General features: G+C 47.5%; 21 protein-coding genes and 1 tRNA gene. 13 read left to right on the top strand and 9 right to left on the bottom strand.

The genetic code is table 11. From position 1 onward, the window contains the following. Positions 1-3: 3 nt before the first annotated feature. The 6 genes from LEPBO_RS0128075 to LEPBO_RS0128050 all read left to right on the top strand — a co-directional run bounded on the left by LEPBO_RS0128075 (position 4) and on the right by LEPBO_RS0128050 (position 6,616). Complete coding sequence (locus LEPBO_RS0128075; protein ID WP_017290922.1) at positions 4-1,272, top strand: recombinase family protein; 1,269 nt, start codon at positions 4-6, stop codon at positions 1,270-1,272. An 88-nt stretch (positions 1,273-1,360) separates the two neighbouring features. Then, positions 1,361-2,710, top strand: coding sequence for a 1-acyl-sn-glycerol-3-phosphate acyltransferase (locus tag LEPBO_RS0128070; protein WP_026148980.1), 1,350 nt, complete (start codon positions 1,361-1,363; stop codon positions 2,708-2,710). A 56-nt stretch (positions 2,711-2,766) separates the two neighbouring features. Then, a complete protein-coding gene (gene murJ, locus LEPBO_RS0128065) occupies positions 2,767-4,392 on the top strand; it encodes a murein biosynthesis integral membrane protein MurJ (RefSeq protein WP_017290920.1) in 1,626 nt (541 codons plus the stop codon). Then, positions 4,389-4,799, top strand: a complete 411-nt coding sequence (locus LEPBO_RS0128060; protein ID WP_017290919.1) for a thiol-disulfide oxidoreductase DCC family protein — start codon at positions 4,389-4,391, stop codon at positions 4,797-4,799. Before murJ ends, LEPBO_RS0128060 begins: the two co-directional genes overlap by 4 nt. Beyond that, positions 4,796-5,221 carry an MEKHLA domain-containing protein gene (locus LEPBO_RS0128055; RefSeq protein ID WP_017290918.1) on the top strand — a complete coding sequence of 142 codons (426 nt, stop codon included), beginning with the start codon at positions 4,796-4,798 and terminating at the stop codon, positions 5,219-5,221. The genes LEPBO_RS0128060 and LEPBO_RS0128055 overlap by 4 nt, the downstream gene beginning before the upstream one ends. Before the next feature lie 72 nt (positions 5,222-5,293). Beyond that, positions 5,294-6,616: an alpha-amylase family glycosyl hydrolase gene (locus LEPBO_RS0128050; RefSeq protein WP_017290917.1), complete on the top strand. Its 1,323-nt coding sequence runs from the start codon at positions 5,294-5,296 to the stop codon at positions 6,614-6,616. Between the two features lie 15 nt (positions 6,617-6,631). Here the strand turns inward: LEPBO_RS0128050 and LEPBO_RS0128045 are convergent, their stop codons facing one another. Next, the gene (locus LEPBO_RS0128045; RefSeq protein ID WP_017290916.1) at positions 6,632-6,973 is read right to left on the bottom strand and encodes a winged helix-turn-helix transcriptional regulator; all 342 of its coding nucleotides are present in this window, start codon (positions 6,971-6,973) and stop codon (positions 6,632-6,634) included. A gap of 76 nt (positions 6,974-7,049) precedes the next feature. On the opposite strand from LEPBO_RS0128045, the gene LEPBO_RS0128040 reads away from it, so the two are divergent. The 3 genes from LEPBO_RS0128040 (at position 7,050) to pgmB (ending at position 13,006) form a co-directional block, all read left to right on the top strand. Further along, entirely contained in the window at positions 7,050-7,496 is a 447-nt protein-coding gene (locus LEPBO_RS0128040; protein WP_017290915.1) for a cupin domain-containing protein, read from the top strand. A gap of 168 nt (positions 7,497-7,664) precedes the next feature. Beyond that, the gene (locus LEPBO_RS0128035; protein WP_017290914.1) at positions 7,665-10,070 is read left to right on the top strand and encodes a sucrose synthase; all 2,406 of its coding nucleotides are present in this window, start codon (positions 7,665-7,667) and stop codon (positions 10,068-10,070) included. 29 nt (positions 10,071-10,099) lie between these two features. After that, positions 10,100-13,006 (top strand): beta-phosphoglucomutase, encoded by a 2,907-nt coding sequence (gene pgmB / locus LEPBO_RS0128030; RefSeq protein ID WP_017290913.1) that lies wholly within the window; start codon positions 10,100-10,102, stop codon positions 13,004-13,006. Between the two features lie 95 nt (positions 13,007-13,101). Here pgmB and LEPBO_RS0128025 read toward each other — a convergent pair whose 3' ends face one another. From LEPBO_RS0128025 to LEPBO_RS0128015, 3 genes are all read right to left on the bottom strand, one after another. Next, positions 13,102-14,142, bottom strand: coding sequence for a fatty acid desaturase (locus LEPBO_RS0128025; protein ID WP_017290912.1), 1,041 nt, complete (start codon positions 14,140-14,142; stop codon positions 13,102-13,104). A gap of 197 nt (positions 14,143-14,339) precedes the next feature. Continuing rightward, positions 14,340-15,122 carry a 3-methyl-2-oxobutanoate hydroxymethyltransferase gene (gene panB / locus LEPBO_RS0128020; RefSeq protein ID WP_017290911.1) on the bottom strand — a complete coding sequence of 261 codons (783 nt, stop codon included), beginning with the start codon at positions 15,120-15,122 and terminating at the stop codon, positions 14,340-14,342. Positions 15,123-15,199: 77 nt separating this feature from the next. After that, positions 15,200-16,246 carry a ligand-binding sensor domain-containing protein gene (locus LEPBO_RS0128015; protein WP_051077829.1) on the bottom strand — a complete coding sequence of 349 codons (1,047 nt, stop codon included), beginning with the start codon at positions 16,244-16,246 and terminating at the stop codon, positions 15,200-15,202. Positions 16,247-16,384: 138 nt separating this feature from the next. Here LEPBO_RS0128015 and LEPBO_RS0128010 point away from each other — a divergent pair, with 138 nt between their 5' ends. The 4 genes from LEPBO_RS0128010 (at position 16,385) to LEPBO_RS0127995 (ending at position 21,183) form a co-directional block, all read left to right on the top strand. Next, positions 16,385-18,505, top strand: coding sequence for a PP2C family protein-serine/threonine phosphatase (locus LEPBO_RS0128010; RefSeq protein WP_017290909.1), 2,121 nt, complete (start codon positions 16,385-16,387; stop codon positions 18,503-18,505). 63 nt (positions 18,506-18,568) lie between these two features. After that, positions 18,569-20,185, top strand: a complete 1,617-nt coding sequence (locus LEPBO_RS0128005) for a CHAT domain-containing protein (protein WP_017290908.1) — start codon at positions 18,569-18,571, stop codon at positions 20,183-20,185. Positions 20,186-20,351: 166 nt separating this feature from the next. Further along, the gene (locus LEPBO_RS38520; RefSeq protein WP_197693229.1) at positions 20,352-20,975 is read left to right on the top strand and encodes a hypothetical protein; all 624 of its coding nucleotides are present in this window, start codon (positions 20,352-20,354) and stop codon (positions 20,973-20,975) included. A 123-nt stretch (positions 20,976-21,098) separates the two neighbouring features. Continuing rightward, positions 21,099-21,183: transfer RNA gene (locus LEPBO_RS0127995), tRNA-Ser, on the top strand. A 3-nt stretch (positions 21,184-21,186) separates the two neighbouring features. Here the strand turns inward: LEPBO_RS0127995 and miaB are convergent. The 5 genes from miaB to LEPBO_RS0127970 form a co-directional block, all read right to left on the bottom strand. Continuing rightward, the gene (gene miaB / locus LEPBO_RS0127990) at positions 21,187-22,539 is read right to left on the bottom strand and encodes a tRNA (N6-isopentenyl adenosine(37)-C2)-methylthiotransferase MiaB (protein ID WP_017290906.1); all 1,353 of its coding nucleotides are present in this window, start codon (positions 22,537-22,539) and stop codon (positions 21,187-21,189) included. A gap of 80 nt (positions 22,540-22,619) precedes the next feature. Further along, positions 22,620-22,937, bottom strand: coding sequence for a slr1957 family protein (locus tag LEPBO_RS0127985; protein ID WP_017290905.1), 318 nt, complete (start codon positions 22,935-22,937; stop codon positions 22,620-22,622). Positions 22,938-23,267: 330 nt separating this feature from the next. Then, entirely contained in the window at positions 23,268-24,023 is a 756-nt protein-coding gene (locus LEPBO_RS0127980; RefSeq protein ID WP_017290904.1) for a DUF6816 family protein, read from the bottom strand. Further along, on the bottom strand, positions 24,020-25,225 hold the full coding sequence (locus LEPBO_RS0127975; protein WP_017290903.1) for a 4-hydroxy-3-methylbut-2-enyl diphosphate reductase: 1,206 nt from the start codon (positions 25,223-25,225) through the stop codon (positions 24,020-24,022). Before LEPBO_RS0127975 ends, LEPBO_RS0127980 begins: the two co-directional genes overlap by 4 nt. Positions 25,226-25,264: 39 nt before the next feature. Beyond that, the gene (locus LEPBO_RS0127970) at positions 25,265-26,110 is read right to left on the bottom strand and encodes a GDSL-type esterase/lipase family protein (RefSeq protein WP_017290902.1); all 846 of its coding nucleotides are present in this window, start codon (positions 26,108-26,110) and stop codon (positions 25,265-25,267) included. Positions 26,111-26,177: the final 67 nt, after the last annotated feature.

The following is a 26,177-nucleotide window of genomic DNA, read 5'->3' as shown; positions in this document are numbered from 1 at the left end:
CGCATGGTGATTGCTTATCTCTACTCTGATCCATTGCTAGAAGAATCGTCAGAGTTAGTATTTTCGGAATACAACGTTGATCGCATTTATCAAGATTTCACAACGCAAAGAACTCAATTACAGCAACTCATCGACGATCATCAAAATGAACCCGTTCAATTACTAATTCGACAAGTCGAGGATCTCGGAGAATCGATCGCTGAAATCCAAAACCGACTTGCTCAACTCGAAACTCTGAATATCGAACTGATTACGCTTGAATCTGAAACACTCTCTGCGACGACACTCGAACAATTACAGAACTTACAGTACAACCAACGCAGCCGCAAAATTCGGCAAGGTCACGCCCAAAATCGAGTCAAAACCCTCGCTCCACCCGGAAAAGCCCCTTACGGCTATCGGCGCAGTCGAAATCGCTATATTCTCGATCGCACAACTGCCCCAGTCGTGAAAGAATTCTTCGATCGCTTTCTCCTCTACGGTTCTCTACGCGATGCTGTCCGATTTTTAGAAAAGAAATACGGCAAAAAAATTTCAGTCTCGACCGGACAACGCTGGCTCACTAGCCCTGTTTACCGAGGGGATTTGGAGTATCAAACTGGCGAAACGATTCCCGACACTCATCCTGCTATTTTGTCGCGTGATGAAGCCGCACAAATCGATCGCTTACTGCGCCGCAACCGTCGTTTACCTGCTCGAACTGCGAGCGCACCCCGATCGCTTGCAGGTCTCGTTACTTGTGGTGAGTGTCAATCGGGAATGACGGTGACACGCGTGACATCTCGAAAGAAAGGACAAAAAGAGTACTTATATCTTCGTCCGATGCAATGTCCGAAACAATGCAAAGCGATCGCATATGATGACATTCTTCAATCCACGATCGAGAGAATTTGCGAAGATCTTCCGCGTGCTGTTTCAGAAGCGGGAATTCCTGATCTTGATGCCATCAAGCAAAGAATTAACAGTGCGATCGTCCAAAAGCAATCAATTCTTGAACAAATTCCACCTTTGATTGAAACTGGAATTTTAGACTCAGAAACCGCAGATTTGCGATCGTACAAATTGCGAAGTGAAATCGCTCAATTACAAGCGCAACTGTCTCAACTGCCTCCGGTGAATTTGAAAGCGATCGCTCAAACGGTTTCGATTCCTCAATTCTGGTTGGATCTTTCAGAAGCAGAACGCCGATTTTATTTTCGAGAATTCATTCGACAAATTGAACTGATTCGCACAGAAACAGGCTGGCAGTTAAAACTGAACTTTATTTTCTGAACCGATTATCAATCTGTAACGCGATCGTGATCATCTGAAAAAACTGCATCTAAGATACTGACATCTCTTGTGTTAGGAGCAGTTTACTGTGTCGCGCCCTCGTCAATTTGTCCAACCCCCACTTGAATTTATCCCGCCCGACCTGAACATGAGCATCCTGCGCGGAATGCGATCGATTCTCCCGTTCTGGATGCGACACAGAACTGCGATTTCCCGAATCGAAGCGATCCAGGTCGAAAAACTTGTTGATCTGTACGAACAATTTCAATCCGGCAAAATCCGCTTACTCATGGCTTTTCGGCATCCGAGTTCGGATGATCCGTTTTGCCTAATGTATTTGATGCACTATCTGCTGCCTCGGACTGCTCGTCGCCAAGGCATTCGGCTCAGATTACCGACTCACTCTCACTTCATGTACGATCGCGGCATTCCGTTATGGGCAGGTTCTAGAGTTGGCTGGATTTACTCGAAACTGGGCGGAACTCCGATTCATCGCGGCAAACTCGATCGCGTTGGATTGCGCTCAGCCCGCGACCTTTTAGCCAATGGACAATTCCCGCTGATGGCTGCCCCCGAAGGCGCAACCAATGGACATAACGAAATTGTCAGCCCGCTCGAACCCGGAATCGCACAGATGGGATTTTGGTGTGTCGAAGACTTACAAAAAGCAAATCGTAATGAAGAAGTGATCATTGTTCCGATCGGAATTCAATATCACTATGTCAAACGCGATTGGACTCCGGTTGATCAACTGTTAGGTGAATTAGAAACCGATACAGGAATCACACCGAAAAATCCCGATCGCTATGCAAGACTGTATACGATCGCAGAACATATGCTAACGGTGATGGAATCGTTTTACAAGAAGTTTTATCATCAAGATCTACCCTCAGTCGAACATGCTGAACCGAATGCGAGATTGGCACTGCGGCTGCAAGTCCTAATGGATTCAGCTTTGACTGTTGCAGAACAGTATTTTGATATTCAACCGAAAGGAAGCGTCATCGATCGCTGTCGCCGCTTAGAGCAAGCAGCCTGGGATTTAATTTTCCGAGAAGATCTGAAATTAGGCGAACTCTCTCCGGTTGATCGAGGACTTGCCGATCGCGTTGCCGAAGAAGCTAGTCTGAGAATTTGGCATATGCGGCTCGTCGAGAGTTTTGTTGCGGTCACTGGAAGATATGTGATCGAAAAACCTTCGCTCGATCGCTTTGCGGAAACGACCTTACTCTTATGGGATATGATTACCCGGATCAAAGGTGGCGATGCCTTTAAACGTCCCAAGCTCGGGAAACAATCGGTCTTAATCACCGTGGGCGATCCGATTTCAGTCAGCGATCGTGCGGCGGCTACCAAAGGCGATCGACGTGCTACAAAACAAGCCGTTGCAGATCTTACTCAGGACTTGCAGACTGCAATGGAGAAAATGATCTTGTAGTGCTGAATGATCGGGTAGGTGCTTAAATAAGTGAAGCCAATTTTGCCGTATTTAATGTGACTGAAACACAACCCAAACCGAAACGCTCTCTTGCAGGAATCGCAGGAATCGTTGCGATCGCAACTCTTATCAGCAAAGTCGTTGGACTGGTCAGACAACTCGCGATCGCCTTTGCATTTGGAGTCGGTACGGCAAAAGCCGCTTATGATATTTCTGCCATTATTCCGAGCTTTTTCCTCATTCTGCTTGGCGGAATTAATGGGCCTTTCCATAGCGGCATGGTGAGCGCTCTAGCCAAGCGGAAAAAAGAAGACTCTGCTCCTTTAGTAGAAGCAATTTCAACCTTAATTGGCAGTATTTTTCTCGTTGTTGCGATCGTCGTTTTTATCTTTGCACCGTTCTTTATTGATCTACTTGCCAGTGGATTGCAGCAAACGGCACAAGGACTTGAGACGAGAGCGATCGCTATTCAGCAATTGCGAATCATGGCTCCGATCGCTTGGTTTGCTGGAATGATTGGCATCGGATTTGGCACATTAAATGCTGCTGATCAGTACTGGCTGCCGTCGATTAGTCCTTTGCTGTCAAGCCTGACGCTAATTGCGGGCATTGGAATTTTTATCCTGACTGCGGGATCTGCAAGTACAAATCCGAATTATGCATTGATTGGAGGAATAGTACTCGCATTCGGAACGCTGATTGGAACAGTTCTGCAATGGTTAGCTCAGTTCTGGGCACAGCGCCAATCGGGATTAGGACGATTCCGAATGCGATTTGTCTGGAATGATCCGGGCGTTCAAGAAGTGCTGCGCGTGATGGGACCCGCTTTATTCTCGTCTGGAATGTTGCAAATTAATGTGATTACAGATTTAACGTTTGCGGCGTTTTTACCGAATGCTGTTGCCGCGATCGCGAGTTTGGATTATGCCAATCTGCTCGTTCAAACGCCGTTGGGGATTCTCTCGAATATGATCCTCGTCCCGCTGTTACCTACATTTTCTAGATTGGCTGATCCGAGTCAGGCTGACCAATTAAAACAGCGGATTCGCCAAGGGATACTTGGAACTGCGGTTGTGATGCTGCCGCTAAGTGCATTGATGATTTCACTAGCAACTCCGATCGTGCGAGTGGTCTACGAAAGAGGCGCATTCAAACCCGAAGCATCTCAGCTTGTGGCGTCTGTCTTAATGGCATATGCGGTGGGAATGTTTGTTTATCTCAGTCGGGACGTTCTCGTGCGGGTGTTCTATGGCTTGGGAGATGGCGACACTCCGTTCAAAATTAGTATGGTCAATATCTTTCTCAATGCCTTGTTCGATTTTCTGTTTTACAAACCGTTTGGCATTGTTGGGATCGTACTAGCAACCGTGAGCGTGAATATTCTCTCAGTTTTCGTACTGCTCTATTTTCTAAACCGTAGATTGGGAGGCTTACCGTTGTTCCAATGGGGGTATTCGATCCTAGGCTTAGCGAGTAGTAGCATTCTTGCTGGAACTGCAAGCTGGTTTATTTCTAACGCGATCGCCAATTTATCCGGGTTCAAAGGGTTCTTCTTAGCGCTGGCTCAAACAACGATCGCGGGCAGTATCGGTCTTGTCGTCTTCGCGCTCTTAGCGACTCAGCTAAAATTAGAGGAAGTCGATCAATTTGTCGATCGTATTCGTCAACGTTTTAGCCGATGAAACCTTACACCGTCATTTACGATGGGCAATGCAATCTTTGCTCGAATCTCGTTCAAGTTCTCGAACAAATTGATCAAGGCAAGCTCTTTCAATATCTCCCGATGCAAGACGAAGCTGGATTAGCTCAATTTGGTGTTACGGCTAAAGATTGCGAAATGGGAATGATTGTGATCGATAACAACCAGCCTGATCGACGTTGGCAAGGCAGTGATGCCGCCGAAGAAATTGGACGACTCTTACCGACAGGCAATGTATTTGTGACCGCTTATCGAAATTTGCCGGGAATGAAATGGGTCGGCGATCGCGTCTATGCCCAAGTTCGAGATAATCGATATGCGCTGTTTGGTCGGCGATCCGAGACGTATCAAACCGCTTATCCTGCTTGCGACTGTAACTTCCCCCAATGATTTCTCGAATTCAACAGGCTCAACGCTTGATTACAAGCTTTCAGCATTGGACAGGCAAACCGTTAATCGAAACGCCTGAAGCCTTGTTTGAAGCTCCTTTTGTCGTGGTTTCGCATGGAACCGAATCTGATCCCATTTTTAACTATGCGAATCGGCAAGCGTTAGACCTCTGGGAAATGGACTGGGACACCTTTACACAATTGCCATCGAGATATTCCGCAGAACCGATCAGCCAAGAAGAGCGATCGCGTCTGCTCGCGCAAGCAAAAGCCCAAGGCTATATCAGTGACTATCGGGGTGTTCGGATTTCTAGCACCGGGAAACGATTCTGGATTGAAAACGTCATCCTCTGGACGGTTTTGGATGAACTCGATCAACCTTGTGGACAGGCTGCAACCTTCTCAAGTTGGAAATTTATTTGACGATCCCTAATTCTCTGGTTAGTGTGGGTTATTGTTTTTGCCCCGTTAACCGAGACTAAGGAGCGGATCGACATGCGGAATGTTACTCTTCACGCTTTCAATTGGCGGTATACCGAGATTATTGAAAACCTCGATGCGATTCGTGCGGCAGGTTATGGAGCAATATTAATCCCGCCCCCTCTTTACTCTGATCCCAAAGGCGATCAATGGTGGCAACGCTATCAGCCAAAAGATTATCGGGTTTTGTTGTCTCATCTCGGAGGCAAGCGAGATCTAGAAAATTTGCTTGAAGCTTGTCATAGTGGGAGTTCTAGAATTCAGGTCTATGCAGATTTAGTCATCAATCACATGGCAAATGAAGCGCGCGCGGATCATCTTAACTTTCCAGGAGAAGCCGAGCTTGAGCGCTACAAAGCGGAACCTGCTTTATTTGCAGAAAACCGATTGTATGGGGATTTGAATGAGGGCTTGTTTTCGCCTTGGGATTTTAATCAAGCTGGAGAAATTGAAGGTCACGAATGGGGCGATCGCGGAACTGTTCAGTCTCAAAATCTGTCCGGGTTGCCGGATCTCAAAGATTCTGATTGGGTCTTAAAACAGCAGTATTTAATGGTCAAAGCCCTAGTCGAAATGGGATTTGACGGGTTTCGGGTTGATGCAATCAAGCATATTACAGAACATATGATTGATAATCTTGCAGATGCTCCAGCGTTTCACGATCGCTTCTGGTTTGGTGAGGTGTTAACCGGGAGTGAGAACGACGAAAAGGTGTTTCTCGAACCCTTTCTGCGAGAAACCTGGATGTCTGCCTATGATTTCCCGCTGTTTCAAACGATCCGCGAAGCCTTTGGATTTGGTGGTTCATTGCGGGCTTTAGCCAATCCTCAAGATCAAGGCAATGCTTTACCTTGGAATCGAGCTGTTACCTTTGTCGTGAACCATGATATTCCTCACAATGATGGCTTTCGCTTCTGGCTGCTCGATCCGCAAGATGAACATTTAGCTCATGCTTATATTTTGGGTCGAGATGGCGGTGTGCCGCTGATTTACTCGGATCATAACGAGTCAAAACATGATGTCGATCGCGATCGCTGGCTCGACTTCTACAAGCGTCCCGATATTGTTGCGATGATTGCTTTCCACAATGCAGTTCAGGGAGAATTGATGCACATTCTCTACGAAAGCGATGTTTTGCTCGTCTTCCGAAGAGGAGAACAGGGAATGGTTGCGATTAACAAGAGTGGTACAGAGCAACGAGTAGATTTGAGCACTTGGGGCTTAAAGAATCCGGGTCAGTATCGCGAGCTGATTCAGGGGCAAACGATGACACTTTCAGGCAATCAGTTCTCCCTAAGTGTGCCAGCTCGCTCGGCTCAAATGTGGTTGCTAGGCTGAATCGCGTTCAATAGTTTACTGAGTCTGTTGAGACGGAATTGAGGTAGCGGGGAGATTTTCGAGTCCCCATTTGATCATCGATCGTAGAACAGGCTGCAAACTTTTCCCTTTTTCGGTCAGTTGATAGTCCATTCGACGGGAATGACTACTGTAAGGTTGCTTTTCAATTAATTCGGCTTCTTCAAGTTTGCGAAGTCGATCGCTCAAAATATTGGTAGAAATTCCTTCCGGCGATTCGAGAAATTCATCGAATCGCCGTTTTTTCATATAAAGCATGTCGCGAATGATGAGAAGTGTCCAACGATCGCCAATCAGATCTAACGTTGAGGCGATCGGACAATGCGATCGAGCAGTCATAGTTGATTTCCTCCGATTACTTGCATTTTACAAGTCTACCTGTTACTTTTAACTTGCAATTTACAAGTAATAAATCATGCTCGAAGCTAAAACCGGAGAAAACTTTGCAGTAGTTGATTTAGGTAACTTAGAGAATTTAGATCAATTCAAATTTGAAGCGCCCAAACTCCAAGTAGACGGAAAAATCTTTTTAAAAGATCTCCTTCATCTGACGGGAGCAGAACTCTCATTCAATAAGTTGCCGGTAGGGAAATCCGTGCCCTTTTATCACAAGCATCAGCAGAATGAAGAAATTTATATTTTTATCAAGGGGAAAGGCGAATTTCAGATCGATGGTGAGATTTTCCCGGTTCAAGAAGGTTCGATCGTGCGAGTTGATCCAGCAGGAGAACGGTGTTGGCGCAATTGCGGAGATACTGACCTCTATTGCGTTGTGATTCAGACTCGATCAGGTTCTTATCAAGGCGCAACAATTCAAGACGGAGTTGGGGTGAAGAAGCAGGTTACATGGAGTCAGGATTGAGAAAACTCTATCATCGGCTAGGTGTAATTTCGCGATCGAAGTTCTATAACGAAATTAAGTAGTTGTGGCTTGATGGCGTTGGGTTGGAATTCTTTTAGTGGTTTTTAGATAGTCCATCGAGTCGCGAGTCAGAATCGATCGAACTCTAGGTACTCGATGGATAGTTCTATGCAACAGTTAATTGAAGCAGTTTTACATCATGCTGATGAGCAAGCAGTTTTACAGCAGTTGATTCAAACCCTGAGTCGCTCTAATCAACGGTATTTCCTGAAAAATGAGATCATTCATGCGTTTGCTGATTACTGTCATGAAGCTCGCAAACCGGCTCATTTTTTCCACTCTTCACACCTCGGAACGTTGATTCAGTACAGCCATGAGTTGCTGTTAGAAGAAGATTGTATTTGGTTGCTGCTGCGTCCTTGGATTGGAGGACAGCAAATTTGGTGCCTCGATTCAGAACTAACTAAAGCTCAGGTCATGCCACCGAAAGCTTTACTCGAAGCGCGCGATCGCTTTGTGGGCCGGGCGCAAGATCAACTGTTTGAAATCGATGTCACACCGTTTTATGAGCATACGCCGAAGGTTGACGATCCCCGCAATATTGGTCAAGGCTTAGCGTTTCTCAATCGATATCTATCCAGCCAGGTTCTCAACGATCGCTCCTATTGGCTCGAAACCTTATTTGATGTGCTGCATCGGCATCACTATGACGGAATTCCGCTGCTGATTAATGATCAAATTGAATCGGGAGAACAGTTAGCCGAGCAGATTCGCCAAGCCATTCAAATTCTGAAATCGAAAGCTTCAGACGAATCATATCAAAGCGTACATGCAGAATTACAGCCTTTAGGATTCGAGCCAGGATGGGGAAATACGGTTGAGCGCGTTCGCGGAATGATGGAACTCGTCGATCAAATGGTGAACATGCCGCAGCCTGCGATCTTAGAGGCATTTGTTGCCAGATTTCCATCTGTGTTTCGAGTTGCGCTCTGTTCCATTCATGGCTGGGTGGGACAAGACTACTTAGGGCGATCGGAAACGTTGGGACAGGTTGCTTATGTGTTAGATCAAGCCCGAAGTCTCGATCGCAAACTCCAAGAAGAGATTCATCTGGCTGGATTAGACATGCTGAATATCCAGCCGCAAGTGGTGATTTTGACACGACTCATTCCCAATTGCGAAGGTACACAATGCGATTTACCGCTTGAAAAAGTAGATGATACGAACAATACTTGGATTCTGCGAGTTCCGTTTCGAGAATTTAATTCTAAAATTACCGATAACTGGATTTCTAAATTTGAGATTTGGGGATATTTAGAAACTTTCGCGATCGATGCTCAGTCTCGTCTCTTAGAACAATTAAATGGAAAACCAGACTTAATTATTGGCAATTACAGCGATGGCAATTTAGTTGCTTCATTGATCGCACGTCAGCTTAACGTGACGCATTGTAATATCGCCCATTCGCTCGAAAAGCCGAAACATTTATTTAGTAATTTATATTGGCAAGAGTTAGAGCCGCAGTATCATTTTTCCGCGCAATTTACCGCAGATTTAATCAGCATGAATGCGGCAGATTTTATTGTCACTTCATCGTATCAAGAGATTGTTGGTTCCCCAGATACGTTCGGACAGTATGAATCATACAAATGCTTTACGATGCCGCAGCTTTACCATGTGATCAATGGAATTGAGCTTTTTAGCCCCAAATTTAATCGCATTCCACCTGGAGTCGATGAACGGGTATTTTTCCCGTATTCGGAAGCACGATCGTCAGAACACCGCGATCGCTTGACTTATCTCTTATTCGAGCAAGAAGCGTCTCATATTCTCGGCAAACTCGCAGATCCAAGCCTCACGCCCATTCTGGCGATCTCGCCCTTAACAGCCGTGAAAAATCTTTCTGGGCTAGTTGAATGTTTTGGGCGGAGTCCAGAATTGCAGCAGCGTTGTAATTTAATTCTCGTCACTAGCAAACTCAGTGTTGATGCTGCAATTAACGCGGATGAAGCCGAAGAGATTGAAAAAATCCATCGCCTGATTGATTATTATCAACTGCATGAGCATGTGCGCTGGATTGGTGAACGCCTGTCTAATCCTGATCTCGGAGAAATGTATCGTAGCATTGCCGATCGCAGAGGTATTTTTGTACATTTTGCTCGCTTTGAAGCATTTGGACGAGTATTACTCGAAGCAATGGTTTCTGGATTACCCTCTTTTGCCACCGAATTCGGCGGAACGACCGAAATCATTGAAGACGACAAACACGGATTCTTGATCAATCCGACGGATCTCGACGGTTCAACGCGCAAGATTTTAGATTTTCTCGATCGCGCTTACGCTGATCCCAACTATTGGGAGCAACTCTCTGCGAAAAGTATTCAGCGCATTCATGATGAATACAACTGGCAACATCACACCCGACAGCTTTTACTGCTCACCAAACTATATAGTTTCTGGAACTATGTTCACCGAGAAAGTCGCGAGTCTTTGTTACACTATCTCGACGCTCTATTTCACCTGCTGTATAAGCCTAGAGCTGAATCAATTTTAGAAGAACACCAGAAAATTTGATCTTCCCGATTTCCCGGAGTACCTGCATCATGACTCAAATCGACCGCTCGCCTTTGGTCTACACAGATTGGACAGTCATCGAAACGGAATTTGTCCCCGAATTGCTCAATTCGCGCGAAACCGTTTTCACGATCGGCAATGGCTATCTTGGAACCCGTGGCAGCTTTGAAGAAGGCTATGCTCAATCTCAGCCTGCTACGTTAATTCATGGGGTGTATGATGACGTTCCGATTGTCTATACCGAACTGGTCAATTGTCCGGATTGGCTGCCACTGCTGATTATTGTCGATGGCGATCGCTTTCGTTTAGATCAAGGTGAAGTTCTGAGTTATGAGCGTCAATTAGATGTGCGCCGAGCCGTTCTGAGTCGAACGATTCACTGGCGCAGTCCGAGTGGCAGAACCATCCGGCTGCATTTTGAGCGATTTGCTAGTCTTGCCGATGAGCATGTGGTCGGGTTGCGCTGCCAAATCACTGCGTTAGAAGCAGATGCGATCGTGGAAGTGCAAGCGAGTATCAATGGCTATCCAGAAAACCAAGGCTTCAACCATTGGGAACAGCTAGGACAGGGGAAAACCGAGCATGGCGTTTGGTTGCAAGTCCGCACGCGAACGTCTCATATTGAACTGGCAATGGCATCGAGTTTGTCATTGAGTGGCGCACAGGGAAATGTCCAAGTCACGAATGTTCCGGGCTATCCCACGTTGACGACGACCTTTACGGCTCCCGCTGACCAAACAATTACGATCGAGAATTTGATCACAATCTACACTTCTCGCGAGGTGGAAGCTCCGGTTCAATCGGCTCAAAGTAAGCTCGCCGCTTTGACCAACTATCAAGACTTGTTTGATGCTCACGAACAAAGCTGGGCAGAAGCGTGGCAGCAAAGCGACATTGTGATTGAAGGCGATCTCCGCGCTCAGTTGGCGGTGCGATATAACCTATTTCAGTTGTTGATTGCAGCAGCACGACATGATGATCGAGTGAGCATCCCCGCGAAAACCCTTTCAGGCTTTGGCTATCGCGGTCACGTTTTCTGGGACACCGAGATTTTTATTCTGCCGTTCTTTACCTTCACTCAGCCGCATCTTGCTCGCAATCTATTGACCTACCGCTATCGAACCATTCAAGGGGCGCGTCGGAAAGCGACTTACTACGGCTACAAAGGCGCAATGTACTCTTGGGAAAGCGCGGATACAGGTGATGAAGTCACCCCACGTTGGGCATTGCCAAAAGATCCTTATGGCGAAGATATTCGGATTTGGTGTCGCGATCGCGAAATTCATATCAGCGCAGACATTGCCTATGCGTCCTGGTACTACTGGCAAGCGACTCAAGATGATGAATGGATGCGCGACTATGGCGCAGAAATCATTCTCGATACTGCTGTGTTTTGGATGAGCCGCGTTGAGTGGAGTACTCGCTATGAACGCTATGAAATTCGGGAAGTAATTGGTGCAGATGAGTACCATGAGCACGTGAATAACAATACATTCACGAATCGCATGGCGCAATGGCATCTGGAAAAAGCGATTTATATTTATGATTGGCTGAAACAGACGCAACCTGAGAAATTAGGCGAATTGTGCGATCGCTTAAAAATTACCTCCGAACGGCGATCGCGCTGGCAAGACATTGCAACGAATATGTTTATTCACAGCCATCCCTCGGGCTTGATCGAGCAATGCGATGGCTTTTTTGATCTCGAAGATATTAATCTGGAGGACTACGAGCCGCGCACGAAATCGATGCAGGAAATTTTAACGATCGCGGGAGCCGACAAAGCTCAAGTGCTCAAACAACCCGATGTCTTGATGCTGCTGTACTTAATGCGGCAATCTCAAGAGTCTCCTTATTCTCTCGAAGCGCTGGAGAAAAATTGGGACTACTATGCGCCTCGCACCGATATTACTTACGGTTCATCTTTGGGTCCTGCGATTCATGCCATCCTTGCGTCGGATTTGAATAATACGGTTGAAGCCTACGATCGATTTATGCAAGCTGTGATGGTCGATCTTGAAGATACTCGCGGCAATGCGGACGATGGCATTCACGGCGCGTCGGCAGGTGGAATCTGGCAAGCTGTTGTTCTCGGTTTTGGAGGCGTGCAATTTGGCGAAGAACCCTTTGCTCATCCTCACTTACCTCCGGGCTGGACACGGTTGAAATTCCGCATTCACTGGCGCGATCAATGGCATGAATTTGATTTGAGAGCAGATCCTACAACCCCCAAAAGAACTATGACTTCTTCTGACATTCAAGGCGTGATTTTTGATCTCGATGGTGTTTTGACCGATACGGCTGAGTATCACTATCGAGCTTGGCAACGATTAGCGGATGAAGAGGGCTTGCCTTTCGATCGCGAAGCCAATGAGGCGTTGCGAGGCATTTCACGCCGGGCTTCTTTGATGAAGATTATCGGCGATCGTGTTTACAGTGAAGCTCAGATCGAAGACATGATGGAGCGCAAAAACCAGTACTATGTTGACTCGATCGACGCAATCTCACCGACGGATTTACTCCCCGGGGTTTTAGATTTCTTGAAAGAGATCAAACAAGCTGGAGTCAAAACTGCGTTAGGCTCTGCGAGTAAAAATGCGCGTCCGGTGATTGAGAAGCTCGGAATTGCAGAATACATTGATGTGATTGGCGATGGACATAGTGTAGAGCGTCCCAAACCTGCACCGGATTTATTCTTATTTGGGGCAAACGAGTTAGGAGTTGATCCTGCGGCTTGTGTTGTGTTTGAAGATGCAGCAGCAGGCATTGAAGCGGCGCTGGCAGCAGGCATGTGGGCAGTCGGACTCGGACCCGTTGAGCGGGTCGGTGAGGCTCATGTTGTTTTATCGAGTTTGGAAAATGTGCATTGGGCGGATCTGCGGGGAAAGTTGCAGCAGCTTGCAAAGGCGGAGCGGACGGCTGAATTGATTCGATAGCACACCCGAAATATGAGTGTTCAATTTGCCTAGAGAACTAAAAAAGCGCGATCGACACATCTGTCGATCGCGCTTTTTAACTCAATTTCTCAAATCTACTTGTTCGCGTAAGACTTGAACGATTGATAAGCCTCTTCAGGATGATACAGATGACATTGATCTGTGATCTCCTTCATCAATCCCCAAGAGAACTGATATCGTCTCAACTTCGATCCCCAAATCTTCATCAAACTGCTGTCTGCCAATCGCAAATTGTAAGAAGGAATCGCAGTGGAAAGATGATGCGGGATATGCACATTGATGTCGTGGCAGAGAAACTCAACCCACTTCGGATAATCACAATGCACCGTTCCAAACAATTGTGCCTGTGCTGCATCCCATTCTTCCGGCTCTTTGAATTGGATATCCGGCAAGGTGTGGTGAACCAATGTGAACGTACTCATCCAGAAGTGATAGACCAACCAAGGCATCAACCAGAATTTCACAAAGCCCCAAACCCCAACCGTGAGGAACAAAGCCGGAAATACAATGGCTGCAAATGCGACGACAACTGCGATCGACAATTTCACTTTGCCGTGGTCGCGAGTTTTATAGTTCGACAGCTTAAAGTGAACCAAAGCCCAATGCAAGATCGAAGCGAGCCACCATAAGCGTCCGCGAGTCGTGGTGTAAGCAGTTTTCGTAATCGGATCAAGGTTGTCATAAACCTCTGTCCGCCAAGGCTGCCACGCATTATCCACATCCATTTTGTTGGTGTGATTGTGATGCTGGTTGTGCCCAATCCGCCAGCAGTGGAAGGGATAGATCAACGGAGCCATAAAAATGTGACCGACGAGATCATTGACCCATTTGCGCTGTGCAAACGATCGATGTCCACAGTCATGCCCAATCACAAAAAATCCGGTCAACGCAGTTCCTGTAAAAATCCACGCGATCGGCAAAAGAAACCAAGGGGAAGCAGCAATACTCCAATACCCCAGACCAACCATCAAAACATTGACCACAACGGCAGTCCAAGCTTTCCGCATATCTTTCTGAAAGCATTCGCGGGGCAAAGTTTTGATAATGTCTTTTAGGCGAAGTTTCGTGTCGGGACTGGTGAGGGTCGTGTAATCGGGCGTGAGCGATACCGTCATGAGCGATTCTTCTCTCCGGGAGGACTGTAATAACCACAATAAGTAGGGCAAGTTTCGACCGAAATTTGCCACTAAAAATCAGGCTGAAATCCCCAGCCCGACTTACTCTGTGAGTCAGTGTTGTTTTCTGTAAAGAAACCTTAATTGTTATATCACGATTCTGGGATCGAGGAGGAGTGATCTCAAGCCGCGATCGCTCAAGTTTCAGGCGGAAACTTGTGCGCTCGTACCTCTTCCCCAAACTCTTGCACCGCTTGCGTAATCAACGCATTCAGATCCAAATAGGTCTTGGCAAACTTCGGTTTCCAAGTTCCTAATCCCAAAACATCTGAGGTCACCAGCACTTGTCCATCGCAATGAATGCCTGCGCCGATTCCAATCGTAGGAATCGTTAGACTCTCCGTAATCGTTTTGGCTAAATCCGCTGGAACATGCTCGATCACAACCGCAAAAGCCCCTGCCTGCTCCAGCGCGATCGCTTCGGCTACGATCTTTTCTCCCGCCTCGTGCGATTTACCTTGCTGACGAAATCCCGTCTGTCTGACTGATTGCGGCGTTAATCCTACATGTCCCATGACAGGAATGCCCGCTTGAACTAATCGAGCGACAGTTTCCGCGATCGCGGGATAGCCGCCTTCTAATTTGACTGCGCCTGCATTCGTTTCTTTCAAAATTCGCCCTGCCGAATGCATTGCCTGCTGCCAACTTTCCTGATACGTCAGAAACGGTAAATCGACGACTAACAAGGCTTCTTTCACGCCGCGCCGCACTGCTTTTGCATGATGGATCACTTCATCCAGCGTTAACGGCAAAGTTGTCTCATGCCCAAGTGCCACCATGGAGAGCGAATCCCCGACCAGAATCACTTCGATTCCAGCGCGATCGAGAATTGAAGCGATCGCATAATCCCAAGCTGTGAGAACTGCGATCGCTCTGTTTTGCTGTTTCCACTGAATCAAATGCTGCGGCGTAATGAGCATCAGAACTCCGAAAGAATGAAGAGAGTTGAAGATCTATCTTAATTCTAGGAGTTCCTCTTCAACGCTGCGACTGGACATTATTCTGAGGGGTTCTCTTCAACACTGCGACTGAACATCAAATGCGGCTTTGTTTGATAAGTGGTCATACTGACCCAAGCCAAACCCTCGGTTGTTCCGACCCACAATTTATTGCCCGTGTCAGGCGCGAGAGATATGACTTGATTCGAGGGAAGATGAGGAACTTGACCGATAATTGCGCCATTGTAAGGATTGACCCGAAATAGTCCAGCGCTTGTGCCGACCCAAATGCTTCCAACCCCGTCAAATCCTGCTGAGACAATATCGCGTCCTCTGAGTTGAGTTACTGATCGTAAGCGGCGGCGCTGCAACGGATCGATTTTTACCAGTCCGCTGGTGGTTCCTGCCCACAGTGAACCATGTCGATCGAGTGCTAAAGACTGCGCTGTTCCTTCCTCTAAACTCATCCGGTGCAAAATTTTCGCACTTGCTGTATCGACCTGAACCAAGCCGTCCAACGTCCCGACCCAGAGCTGACCTTCAGGATCAAGACTTAAAGCATTAGCGCTAATCCCAGGCAGATTTTGTAGCGTCGTCATTTTTAAGCCTTGATCCGGACTAATCAGGGCGAGTCCAGAATCAGTGCCAACCCAGAGAAAGCCACGACGATCAACTAATAAGGACAACACCCGGTTCGAGGGCAGCGTCAGAGTTTGTGCTGTGACCGTATTGGTTTTTGGATCGATGCGAAACAGCCCTTCTGCTGTACCGACCCAAATGCGTCCGACTTTATCTTGCGCCAATGCCGAGATCGACAGATTCGGCAATTTCGTCTGAGAGATCACCCGTCCTGTGTTGGGATTAATCCGGCTTACGCCCTGCGGGGTTGCCAGCCAGAGATTGCCTTGAAAATCGCGTTGTAGCGCGGAAATCCGGAAATCAGGTTGAACGAAATTCTCTTTCAGCGGGGGAGCAACGGGGGGTGGAGCCGTTGGCACAAATGTAGAGGGTGTAGAAGAAACTGGGTTTGCGATCGATTTTGGCATCGATACCAATAACCCCACTATCAGCGAAGCAAACCCCAGATGGCGGAACACGGAAGACATAGCCAATCTCACTAAAATCTGGCTTATTGTGCCTCAGAAAATTGCGATCGCAACGCGAGGAAACTCGGAAATGCCATCTCCGACCGAGGGCAAAAATTGCTAGAGTGATGAATTGAGCAAATCACATGCCATTTTTCAATGCAAACTGATCCGATCGTGCAATGCCCGAATTATTTTTGTCAGGCGCTCAACCCCGTCACTCAGGAGTTTTGCCATCACTGCCAAACTCGGATTCCCAAACGCTATCTCTGGGTCATGGGGGTAAAAGCAGGTCAGCCTGGTGAACGGCTCGACGATCGCTATTTGCTCAAATCATCCCAAATTGTTCTAGATACCAAACCCGGAATTCCACCGAATCCAGTCGAGGTTCCTCCCCAACTCGAACCCTATTTGCATTTGATGGCAGAGCGCCCTACGATTCCTCAGCCTTATGCTGTTTTGTCTGATCTGATTCTGCTCGAATCGGCTCCGATTACCACAGATGGGCAACTCATGCCTGCTTTAACTCAAGTGTGGAATGCAAGTTCTGGATTTCGCCAATTACATTTTCTTGAGCAAATTGCGCGACTCTGGCAACGATTGAGTGTTGAAAACGTTGCTTCAACTTTGCTTGATCCGAATCAACTGTTTGCCGATGGCGACACCCTGAGACTGTTGGAATTGCGATTTGATCGGCAATCTCCCGCTCTGACGCAGTTAGGAGAATTGTGGGCAACTTGGCAGCCGCACTCTGCGATCGCGGATTTCTTTCAGCAAATCTGCCAGAACTTAGTTGACGGAGAGATTTCGAGTATTGAGTCGTTAATTTCAGTCTTGGATCAAGCGATCGCCCATCAAGCCCAATATCAAACTCGCCAGATTCACATTGCAACGGCGACCGATCAAGGACCGAGCCGTCAAAGTAACGAAGATGCGTGCTATCCACCAAGCGCAACGAAGGCAAAGACGAATCTCGTGATTGTCTGTGATGGGATTGGTGGGCATGAGGGTGGAGAGGTTGCCTCACATTTAGCGATCGAGACGATCGCGCGCCAAGTTCAAGCGATTCAATCGGATGAGATTGAGCAGGAATTAGAAGCCGCAGTGTGCGAGGCGAATGATGCGATCTCCGAACAGAACGATGCGGAACGGCGGCAAGAACGGCAGCGCATGGGCACGACTGTGGTCATGGGATTAGTTCGAGGGCATGAATTCTATCTCACGCATGTGGGGGATAGTCGCGCCTATCGCATTACTCGCAAGGGCTGCTATCAAGTCACTTTAGATGATGATGTTGCGTCGCGTGAGGCTCGCTTGGGATATTCCTTATACCGAGATGCGTTACAGCGTTCTTCTGCGGGATCATTAGTGCAAGCTTTGGGGATGGGGAGTTCGAGCTATTTGCGCCCCACCGTACAGCGATTGATTCTTGATGAGGATTGTGTCTATCTGCTGTGTTCAGACGGATTGAGTGACAACGATCGGGTCGAAGAAGTTTGGCAAACCGAAATTGCTCCGATTCTAGATGGGAAGATTGATGTGGCTGTAGCCGCACAGCAATTAATCAATATCGCAAACACGCGCAACGGGCACGATAATGTCACGGTCGGCTTGATTCATTGTCAAACGAAAGAATCGCGGCGATCGCAGAATGCTCAAACGATTTCGCCTGCTTTAGCTCAGCCCACTCAAATGCTGGCTGCTCGCGAAGTGTCTCAATTGAGAACTCAGATTGCAGAACCCCGTCGGATCAATTGGTTCAAAGTTTTGTTCATCGTGTTGGCATTATTGGGCATTGCAGGTGCGATCGCGACTCTGCTTGCTCCAGAATTGATTGCTCGTTTTACCAATCGAATGCCTGTGCCTTCTGCGACAGTGCCGCCAGTTCCCGCTTCTCCGACTGTGACTCCGCTGACTTCCGGTTCATTTATCCAAATTCAGACCGCAGATCAAACAGCAGGTTTGCCACTGTTCAAAAATGCTGCGCAATCGACTGAGACGGCAAATGAGATCCTGGGTCGCATGTCTTCTGGAACCGTTCTGCAAGTTGTCGGACAACAGCGATCGACTTCGGATCAATCGAATTGGTTGAGATTGAAAGTGTGTACGCTGCCGACTGAGGGTAAACTGGCGAACTCAGTTAGGCTAGGAAATATGGGGTGGCAAAGAGAAAGTGCGATCGCGAATTTCACCCGCATTTCCCCCAAACCTGACCAGATTGGAGCTTGTGCTGAGTCTGCTGCTGAGTCTGCAAAAGAGAACCCATCGGCTACGCCATAGATTAATTACCGGATAGCCTTTAAGATTAAAGTTCCGGAGTGTTAACCCAGCCTTTGCCGATTCATGTCACCGTCTGACCTTCCTTGCCTAAGTTTAGCGATCGCACGATTACGCGCCTCTCAAGCTGAACATTTTGCAATTCATGTGATCGAAGCCCCTTACCGAGGCGGCTATCTCTTACGCGATTGTCTATGGACGGCTGAACTGAAACAACATTGGCGATCGTGGCAAGAAATGTTTTCGACGCGCGGGGTTCCGGATGTGCCGCATATCTCCCAGGTGAGTACTCCTCCCATCGAGGTAGCCGAAACACCTGTGGGACAGCCAATTTCGCGAGGTGCGCGGTTGATGCAGAATCTGGGCATCAATTTGTGGCAATGGCTGTTTGATGGCGTGATTGAAAGTAGCCTTAACCGCAGTCAAGGGATCGCTCAAGGGCAAGGAAAAGCGCTGAGATTGCGTTTAGAAGTGCGCGATCCGGATCTGATTTCACTGCCGTGGGAGATTATGCAGCCTGATGCCGGAAAGCAGGCAATTTCGTTGAGTCAGCAGCTTTTATTTAGCCGCACGACGAGCGATGTGGATGCTTTGCCCGTTTTGCGATCGGAGTCGAGTCTCAATGTTTTACTGGTTTTAGGACAAGATGCGGCTCCCGACCTGTCTCAAAGCGGCGACGAATTAAAACGGCTCAAACTTGAGCAAGAAGCACAAGCGCTGACCCGAATTCTCAAGGAGCGTCAGGGAATCAATCGCCTAGCTGCGCCTTGTTTTGTCGATACGTTGTTACAGCCAACTTCGGGGGAATTAATCGATCGCTTGGAAAGCGGTCAATATAATGTGCTGTTTTATGCAGGTCACGGGGTTCCGGCTCCAGATGGCGGCTTGTTATTCCTTCGTCCGAATCTGCCGATGAATGGGACAGAATTGGCGCAGGTTCTGACTCGTTGTCATGTGAAACTGGCAGTTTTTAATGCCTGCTGGGGCGCACAACCCGAGCAGCAAGGGGCAGAAACGATTCCCCGGAGCAGTTTGGCGGAAGTTTTGCTGCATCATGGGGTTCCAGCAGTTTTGGCGATGCGGGATTCGATTACGGATCAAGAAGCGCTGAGTTTTATCGCGACTTTTGCTCAGGCATTGTCAGAACGGATGCCGATCGATCAAGCTGTCGCTGTTGCACGTCAACATTTGCTGACTTTATTTCGGTTTAATCATCAAGCTTGGACGCTGCCTGTTTTGTACATGCACCCTGAATTTGATGGCGAATTAATTAAGCCGATCGCAGAAGGACTCACGCAAATTCCGCATACGCCGAGCCAGTTAGGAATGCAGAATCCGGTCGCCTCGATTCGATCGCTAGAAAATGCCAAAGTTTGGACGATTCGGGGCGGCTTAATGCGCGTCGGAATGAGTGCTGAGAATGATTTAGTCTTGGCGAATGAACCTGGAGTGTCCCGGAAACATGCGGAAATTTTCTACCGCAGTGCCAACCCAGACACGCTGCAACCCAGTTATTTTCTGCGCGATTTTTCCCGGTATGGAACCTGGGTTTCTACCTCAAAAGGGTGGCAGAAAGTCCATAATTATGAAGTGCCACTACAATCTGGGGCACAAATTAAGTTTGGTGGCTCGCAGAATTCGGTTTTAGAATTTTTGGTTTCGCCTGCGGACGGACGGAATTAGGGAGGTCTCCCTACTCCCCACCCCCCACTCTTCTCTCCTAAGAACTTTGAAATTTTAGGAGAATTCGCGTAAATTGTGAGGTCAGTTACGGAACTGGTAACGATCGGCTTGAAGTCATAGCCATCAAACATACCCACCCTTAGTTCACTCGATGCGGAATATTGTCATGGCACACGAAGCAAGTCCCTCTAACTCTCTCGAACTCCAACTTCGGCAGGCACTCGCAGCAGCGTTGCTTGACTCGGAAGCCGTGACAGTGCGGTGGAATGAGCCAGGCAATGTTGAGACGGTCGAAGTTGAAATTGCAGAAGTTTCTCAAAGTAAGATTGCCTATCCGTGGAATCCAGCCGATGCGGAGGCGGAATCTTTCTTTAATGCTTTAGATCAAAAGTTCTCGCTCGATGCGCTGCCAGAATCCGAACTCAACGATCGTGCCGATGCGTTCTTCTCTCATTTAGATACCTTGTTCGCAGCTCCAACTCTGGAAGCTTCTTTGGCTCAGAAGTTTGCAACTGTGCCGCAGGCGATTCTGAATATGATCGCGCGTCAGGCTGAGAAGTTGGCAAACTCTTCAGCAAGTCTGGCGGATCAGTTGGTGCTTTGTGTACAAGAAGCATTGCCGCAGTGGGCAGAAGATGATTTACACGTGCTGGCGCGTCCTTTGGCTTATTCGATGCGCGGCGAAGAACAGAGCGTAAAATCGACCGATTGGGCGAAATTGTCAGAAACCGAGCAGGCGCGGTTAACTTTGGCGATCGCGCAATATGCCTTGAAAGAAATTCAAGACTAATCGTTCCCCACTCCTAAATTGAACTGAACGAAAAAGCCGCGATCGTATTTGAAAGCGATCGCGGCTTTTTGCTGGAAATCAATCCAAAATCGCCTGAATAGGATAAGATAATACACGTCCCTTGGAGAGGTGGCAGAGTGGTCGAATGCGTTCGACTTGAAATCGAATGAACCGAAAGGTTCCGTGGGTTCGAATCCCACCCTCTCCGTTTCTACAGACGAGCCTCAATCAGAGGTTGTCCCGTCAGACTGAACGATCTTACTTCGGTAATTCTCACTTTGACGGTTTGACCTCTGAGTTCGTCGATAGAGCCTGCAAAGAACGTCAACCGATTTCCGCGCGTCCGCCCCATTACCTGCGTTGGATCTTTCGGATTCTGAGCTTCTACCAGTACTTCTTCAATTCGTCCTGCATATCGCTGCGATCGCTCTGAGGCGCTTTGCGACACCAAATGATTCAATCGTTGTAAGCGATCGGCTTTGACTTCTTCAGATAACTGATTCTCCCAAACTGCCGCAGGAGTTCCGGGACGTGGAGAATATGCCGCTGTATTGATCAAATCAAATCCGATATCGCGCACCAAACTTAAGGTGTTCTCAAATTGGGCTTCAGTCTCACCTGGGAATCCAACGATCGCATCAGCGCTAATCGACGCATCTGGCATATATTCGCGAATCGTGTCAATGATTCGACGATATCGTTCGTGCGTATACCCGCGTGACATTGCCTTCAAGACATCGTTATCGCCGGATTGGAAGGGGATATGGAAATGCTCACAGACTTTCGGCAATTCAGCGCAAGCTCGAATCAAACGCTCTGTGAAATAGCGTGGATGACTGGTTGCGAATCGAATGCGATCGATACCCGGTACATCATGCACAAAGTACAACAAATCTGTGAACGTATGCAGATGTCGTCCTTCTGGAGTGGCTCCCGGCAAATCTCGCCCATACGCATCAATGTTCTGACCCAATAAGGTGATTTCTTTGTACCCTTGGGCTGCAAGCTGTTCAATTTCCGCTCGAATCGCTTCCGGTGTCCGAGATTGTTCGACCCCACGAACGCCTGGAACGACACAATACGTACAGCGCTCATTACAGCCATAAATCACATTTACCCAAGCTGTGACATCGCTATTGCGTCGCGGTTTTGTAATGTCTTCGACAATATGAATGGGATCAGTCGCAACGACTTGCTGACCACTAAAAACCTGTTCCAACAAATCTTCGAGCTGGTTGGCATATTGCGGTCCCATGACTAAATCGAGTTCGGGCACTCGTCGCAGTAAGGCTTCACCTTCTTGCTGTGCGACGCATCCAGCCATGACGATCGTCAAATTCGGATTTTCTTGTTTCCGCTGTGCCTGCCGTCCGAGATAGGAATAAACTTTTTGCTCTGCATTGTCCCGAATCGTGCAGGTATTGTAGAGAATCAGATCGGCTTCGTTGGCTTCTTCTGACCATTCAAAGCCCATTGTTTCTAGAATTCCAGCCATACGCTCGGAATCTGCCTTGTTCATCTGGCAGCCAAACGTCGTGATGTGATAGCGGCGAGCAGCAGTCATGGGCGTTCTCGAAATCTTTGACAGATACCCATTCTAGCTGAATACGACAGAAGCCTCGCATCCCGAAGCTTCTGCCTCATCTAAACTTCTTCACTATCTAATTGCGCGAATACAATTGCACATCCCACAAATGCGATTAATAAAGGCATCGGAGACGCGATCGCGAATCCTAAAGCTGCGGCAAGACCCGTTCCCACCAATGCACTTAAACTCCAGAATCGCTCATCCTGGCTCAAGCCTTTTTCAGCTTTAATGGCGTGTAAAACTGAGCTGGGGATCGGAACAGGCATGACAGAATTGGGCGGAAATGCCCAATAGCTGGAGCGTTCTCTAAACCAGTCTGTCCAGCCATTTGTTTGACACCAATCGGCAATCCATTGTTCGCAGTAAGGGTTCATCTCTAAAAATCGGGTGGGGTTCAAAAGTCAAAAATAGAGCTGTCGATCGTTCAAGATCAGCAACTTCTTCAAATCGCGGTCATGAATCAGATTTTGTGAGAGAGCCGCACGTGGCTCGCTAACACTCACGAAAACGGAATAGTTAAAAAGGGTCAGAAAACTTCGATGCCTCGGATCTTTAGGAACTGTGAGAGTAACAACTCCTTGATCTGTATCGTGAGAATAACAAACTCATGCTTGCCTTTCTAGCGTAAGAAATTAAAGTTTACTTTGGAACTAAGCAGCAATTATCTGTAACATTCACAACAGAAATTAAGTTTTTTGATGAGTCTAATTACTCATTTTGAGTAGCGAGAATTCTAGGCGATATCGATACAATGCGACAGGTGTATTTCCTGCGTTGAAATAGTCAGGATCTTGCGGCGAAAGATAGATGGCAGTAATTTGATCTGCGCCAATTTTTCCATCGACAAACTGATAGGCAGTCGTGGTTTCAACCTGGTTTAAGTAGGGTTGAGATGTACTTCTAAAGACTTGTTGAAAAATCTCGCTCGTAATGAATTGTTTGGGATCAGGAGTCTCGATCGCTCGACCTGTAATCGTTGAAGTCAGAATGCGATCGTCTCTCAAAACGGTAATTTGTTTATTCGGAGAATTTGGATCAACTTTGACGGAAAGTACAGCGCGATCGCCCAAATATGCCCGCGCAATATTCAATCCGTTAAAAGCGCGATCGGCAACGACTTGGGTTGGATTCGGTTTGAATCGCACATCAAATTCGATCGGCTGATTCACATATTGCCGATTACTCTCGAATCCTGGCGTGACAATTTTAGGAGCGAGGGGAGCAACGAGATCGATTAAGGTGCTTTTCACATGCCAAGTTCCCGCGATCCAATCGGGGTAGATCAGATCGCCTGTTGCTTGAGAAACGGGCGGTTTATTGTGCCAATCCGGGTAAGCAGAAACGCGATCGGACAATGCACCTGCCCACACTGGAGTCGTGTAAAAGCAGGTGAAAAGCCAAATCAAGCTACACAGCAGAATTTTATAAAGATTTAGGAAGCTGCATCGAACCGATTTCATGCTGGAACAGCCGCTTTCAATTCAAAAATTCGCTCAATAATGTCTGCAACAACTTTATCGGGAGTCGAAGCTCCAGAAGTAATACCTACAACGATTTCGCCTTCAGGTAGCCAATGCTCAGCGATTTCCAAATCTTTGTGCAGTGGCTTATGCTCAATGCGATCGCGAGACAGAATCCGTTCCACACTATCGATGTGATAAGACGGAATTTTGTAGTCGATCGCAATTTCCTGCAAATGTGTTGTATTCGAAGAATTGTAACCCCCAATCACAATCATCATGTCCAGTTTCTCTTTGACGAGATCGAACATTGCATCTTGCCGTTCTTGAGTTGCATCGCAAATCGTATTAAAACTCAAGAAATGCTGATTCAATTCATTCGGCGGATACTTCTTCAGCATCGTGTGTTCAAACAATTTGCCGATTTGCTCAGTTTCGCCTTTGAGCATCGTGGTTTGATTCGCGATGCCGATTTGAACTAAATCACGATCGGGATCAAATCCGGCAGAAGTTGCTTTCTTGAATTTGGTCAGAAATTCTTCGCGATCGCCCCCGTTCAAAATGTAATCAGCAACGTATTGCGCCTCGGCTAGGTTCAATACAATCAGATACTTTCCAGCAAACGAACTGGTTGCGACTGTCTCTTCGTGATTGTATTTGCCGTGAATGATCGAGGTGTAATCACCTTTTTTGTGTTTCTCAACGGTGTTCCAAACTTTAGAAACCCAAGGACAGGTCGTATCGACGATCGTACAACCGCGATCGTTCAACAACTGCATTTCCTGCACACTGGCTCCAAATGCAGGCAAGATCACGACATCACCTTTCGCAACCTCTGAGAAATCCTTCTGTCCAGCCACAACAGGCGTAAACAAGACATTCATTTCTCTCAAACGCTGATTCACCGAGGGATTGTGAATAATCTCATTCGTAATCCAGATCCGTTCGGTTGGAAAATGTTGGCGAGTTTCGTAAGCCATTGCGACAGCGCGTTCCACGCCCCAGCAGAAGCCAAACGCTTGCGCCAGTCGAATCGTTACATCGCCGCGTTTGAGCGTATAAGCTTGCTCACGAATTTCCTGAATCAAGTTGCTCTGATATTCGGACTGCATTGTATCTGCAACTTCCGCATCATGTCCGAATCCTTTGCGGTGATAATTTTCAGAACTATTGAGCGATCGCTTAAACGCCTTGGTATCCATTTCACAACTTCCTCGCGCCTACGATCCGATCATAAAACACTAACGCAGCGCCAATTGATTGAAAGTTTGAATTGCTGATCGCCAAACTAAATATCCTTGGGTGCTGAGATGCAAGCCATCGGTGGTTAAGTCCGATCGCAGAAATCCTTCTTTGTCCGCGAAAAGCGGCTGCAAATCTAGAAATTCAACCTTGGTTTGATCGGCTAATGCGGCTAAACGGCGATTAAATTGGTAAATTCGAGCATTTGACAGGGCTTCGACCTGAGTTGCATTGGCAGTGGTAATTTCTTCTTTTGCACGAGGCAGCAACGACTGAAGAACAATTTTTGATTTGGGATGAGATTTCTGCAATTGAGCAATTATGTCGGCTTGGGCATCGAGAATCTCTTGCTCAGAATTGCCTTTGAGCAAATCATTAATTCCGACCATGACGAAGATCGCTTCGGGTTGCGTTTGATCAAAGAGTTTCAAGCGTTTTGCTAAGCCCGACGCGGTTTCACCAGAAATGCCTTGATTGAGCCAAGTGCGATCGCTTGGTAGCAGATCTTGAGGAAACCAAAGCGTCAGCGAATCTCCTGCCATCACGATTAAGCGATCGGGTTTTCGTTTGATCATGGCTTTCGCTTCTTTTTCAAGCAGATCGACCCAATCCTGATACGTCAAAGATCGACCCAACGGCATCGAAGCAGCTTGCGCGACAATCTCTGGGGTTTCAACTGCTTTTGCAACGGTTGCAGTCCGAGCGGCGGGTGGATAGAGCAACGTTTCAGTGAAATAGCGATCGCCTAAGAACCACAATCCTAACGTTGTGCCGAATACGACATTGGTGACAACAGATAGATAGACCCAACCTGGAACGGTTTTAGAAATCGGAGACACTGCCACGATGATTCGCTTTGTATAAAAAACACTGTCGGATCTTATAGCCCAAAATCCGCCTGTTAATAAAGAA

This window comes from Leptolyngbya boryana PCC 6306, from assembly GCF_000353285.1.
Taxonomy (GTDB): domain Bacteria; phylum Cyanobacteriota; class Cyanobacteriia; order Leptolyngbyales; family Leptolyngbyaceae; genus Leptolyngbya; species Leptolyngbya boryana.
This window is presented reverse-complemented; position numbering and strand designations above follow the sequence as displayed.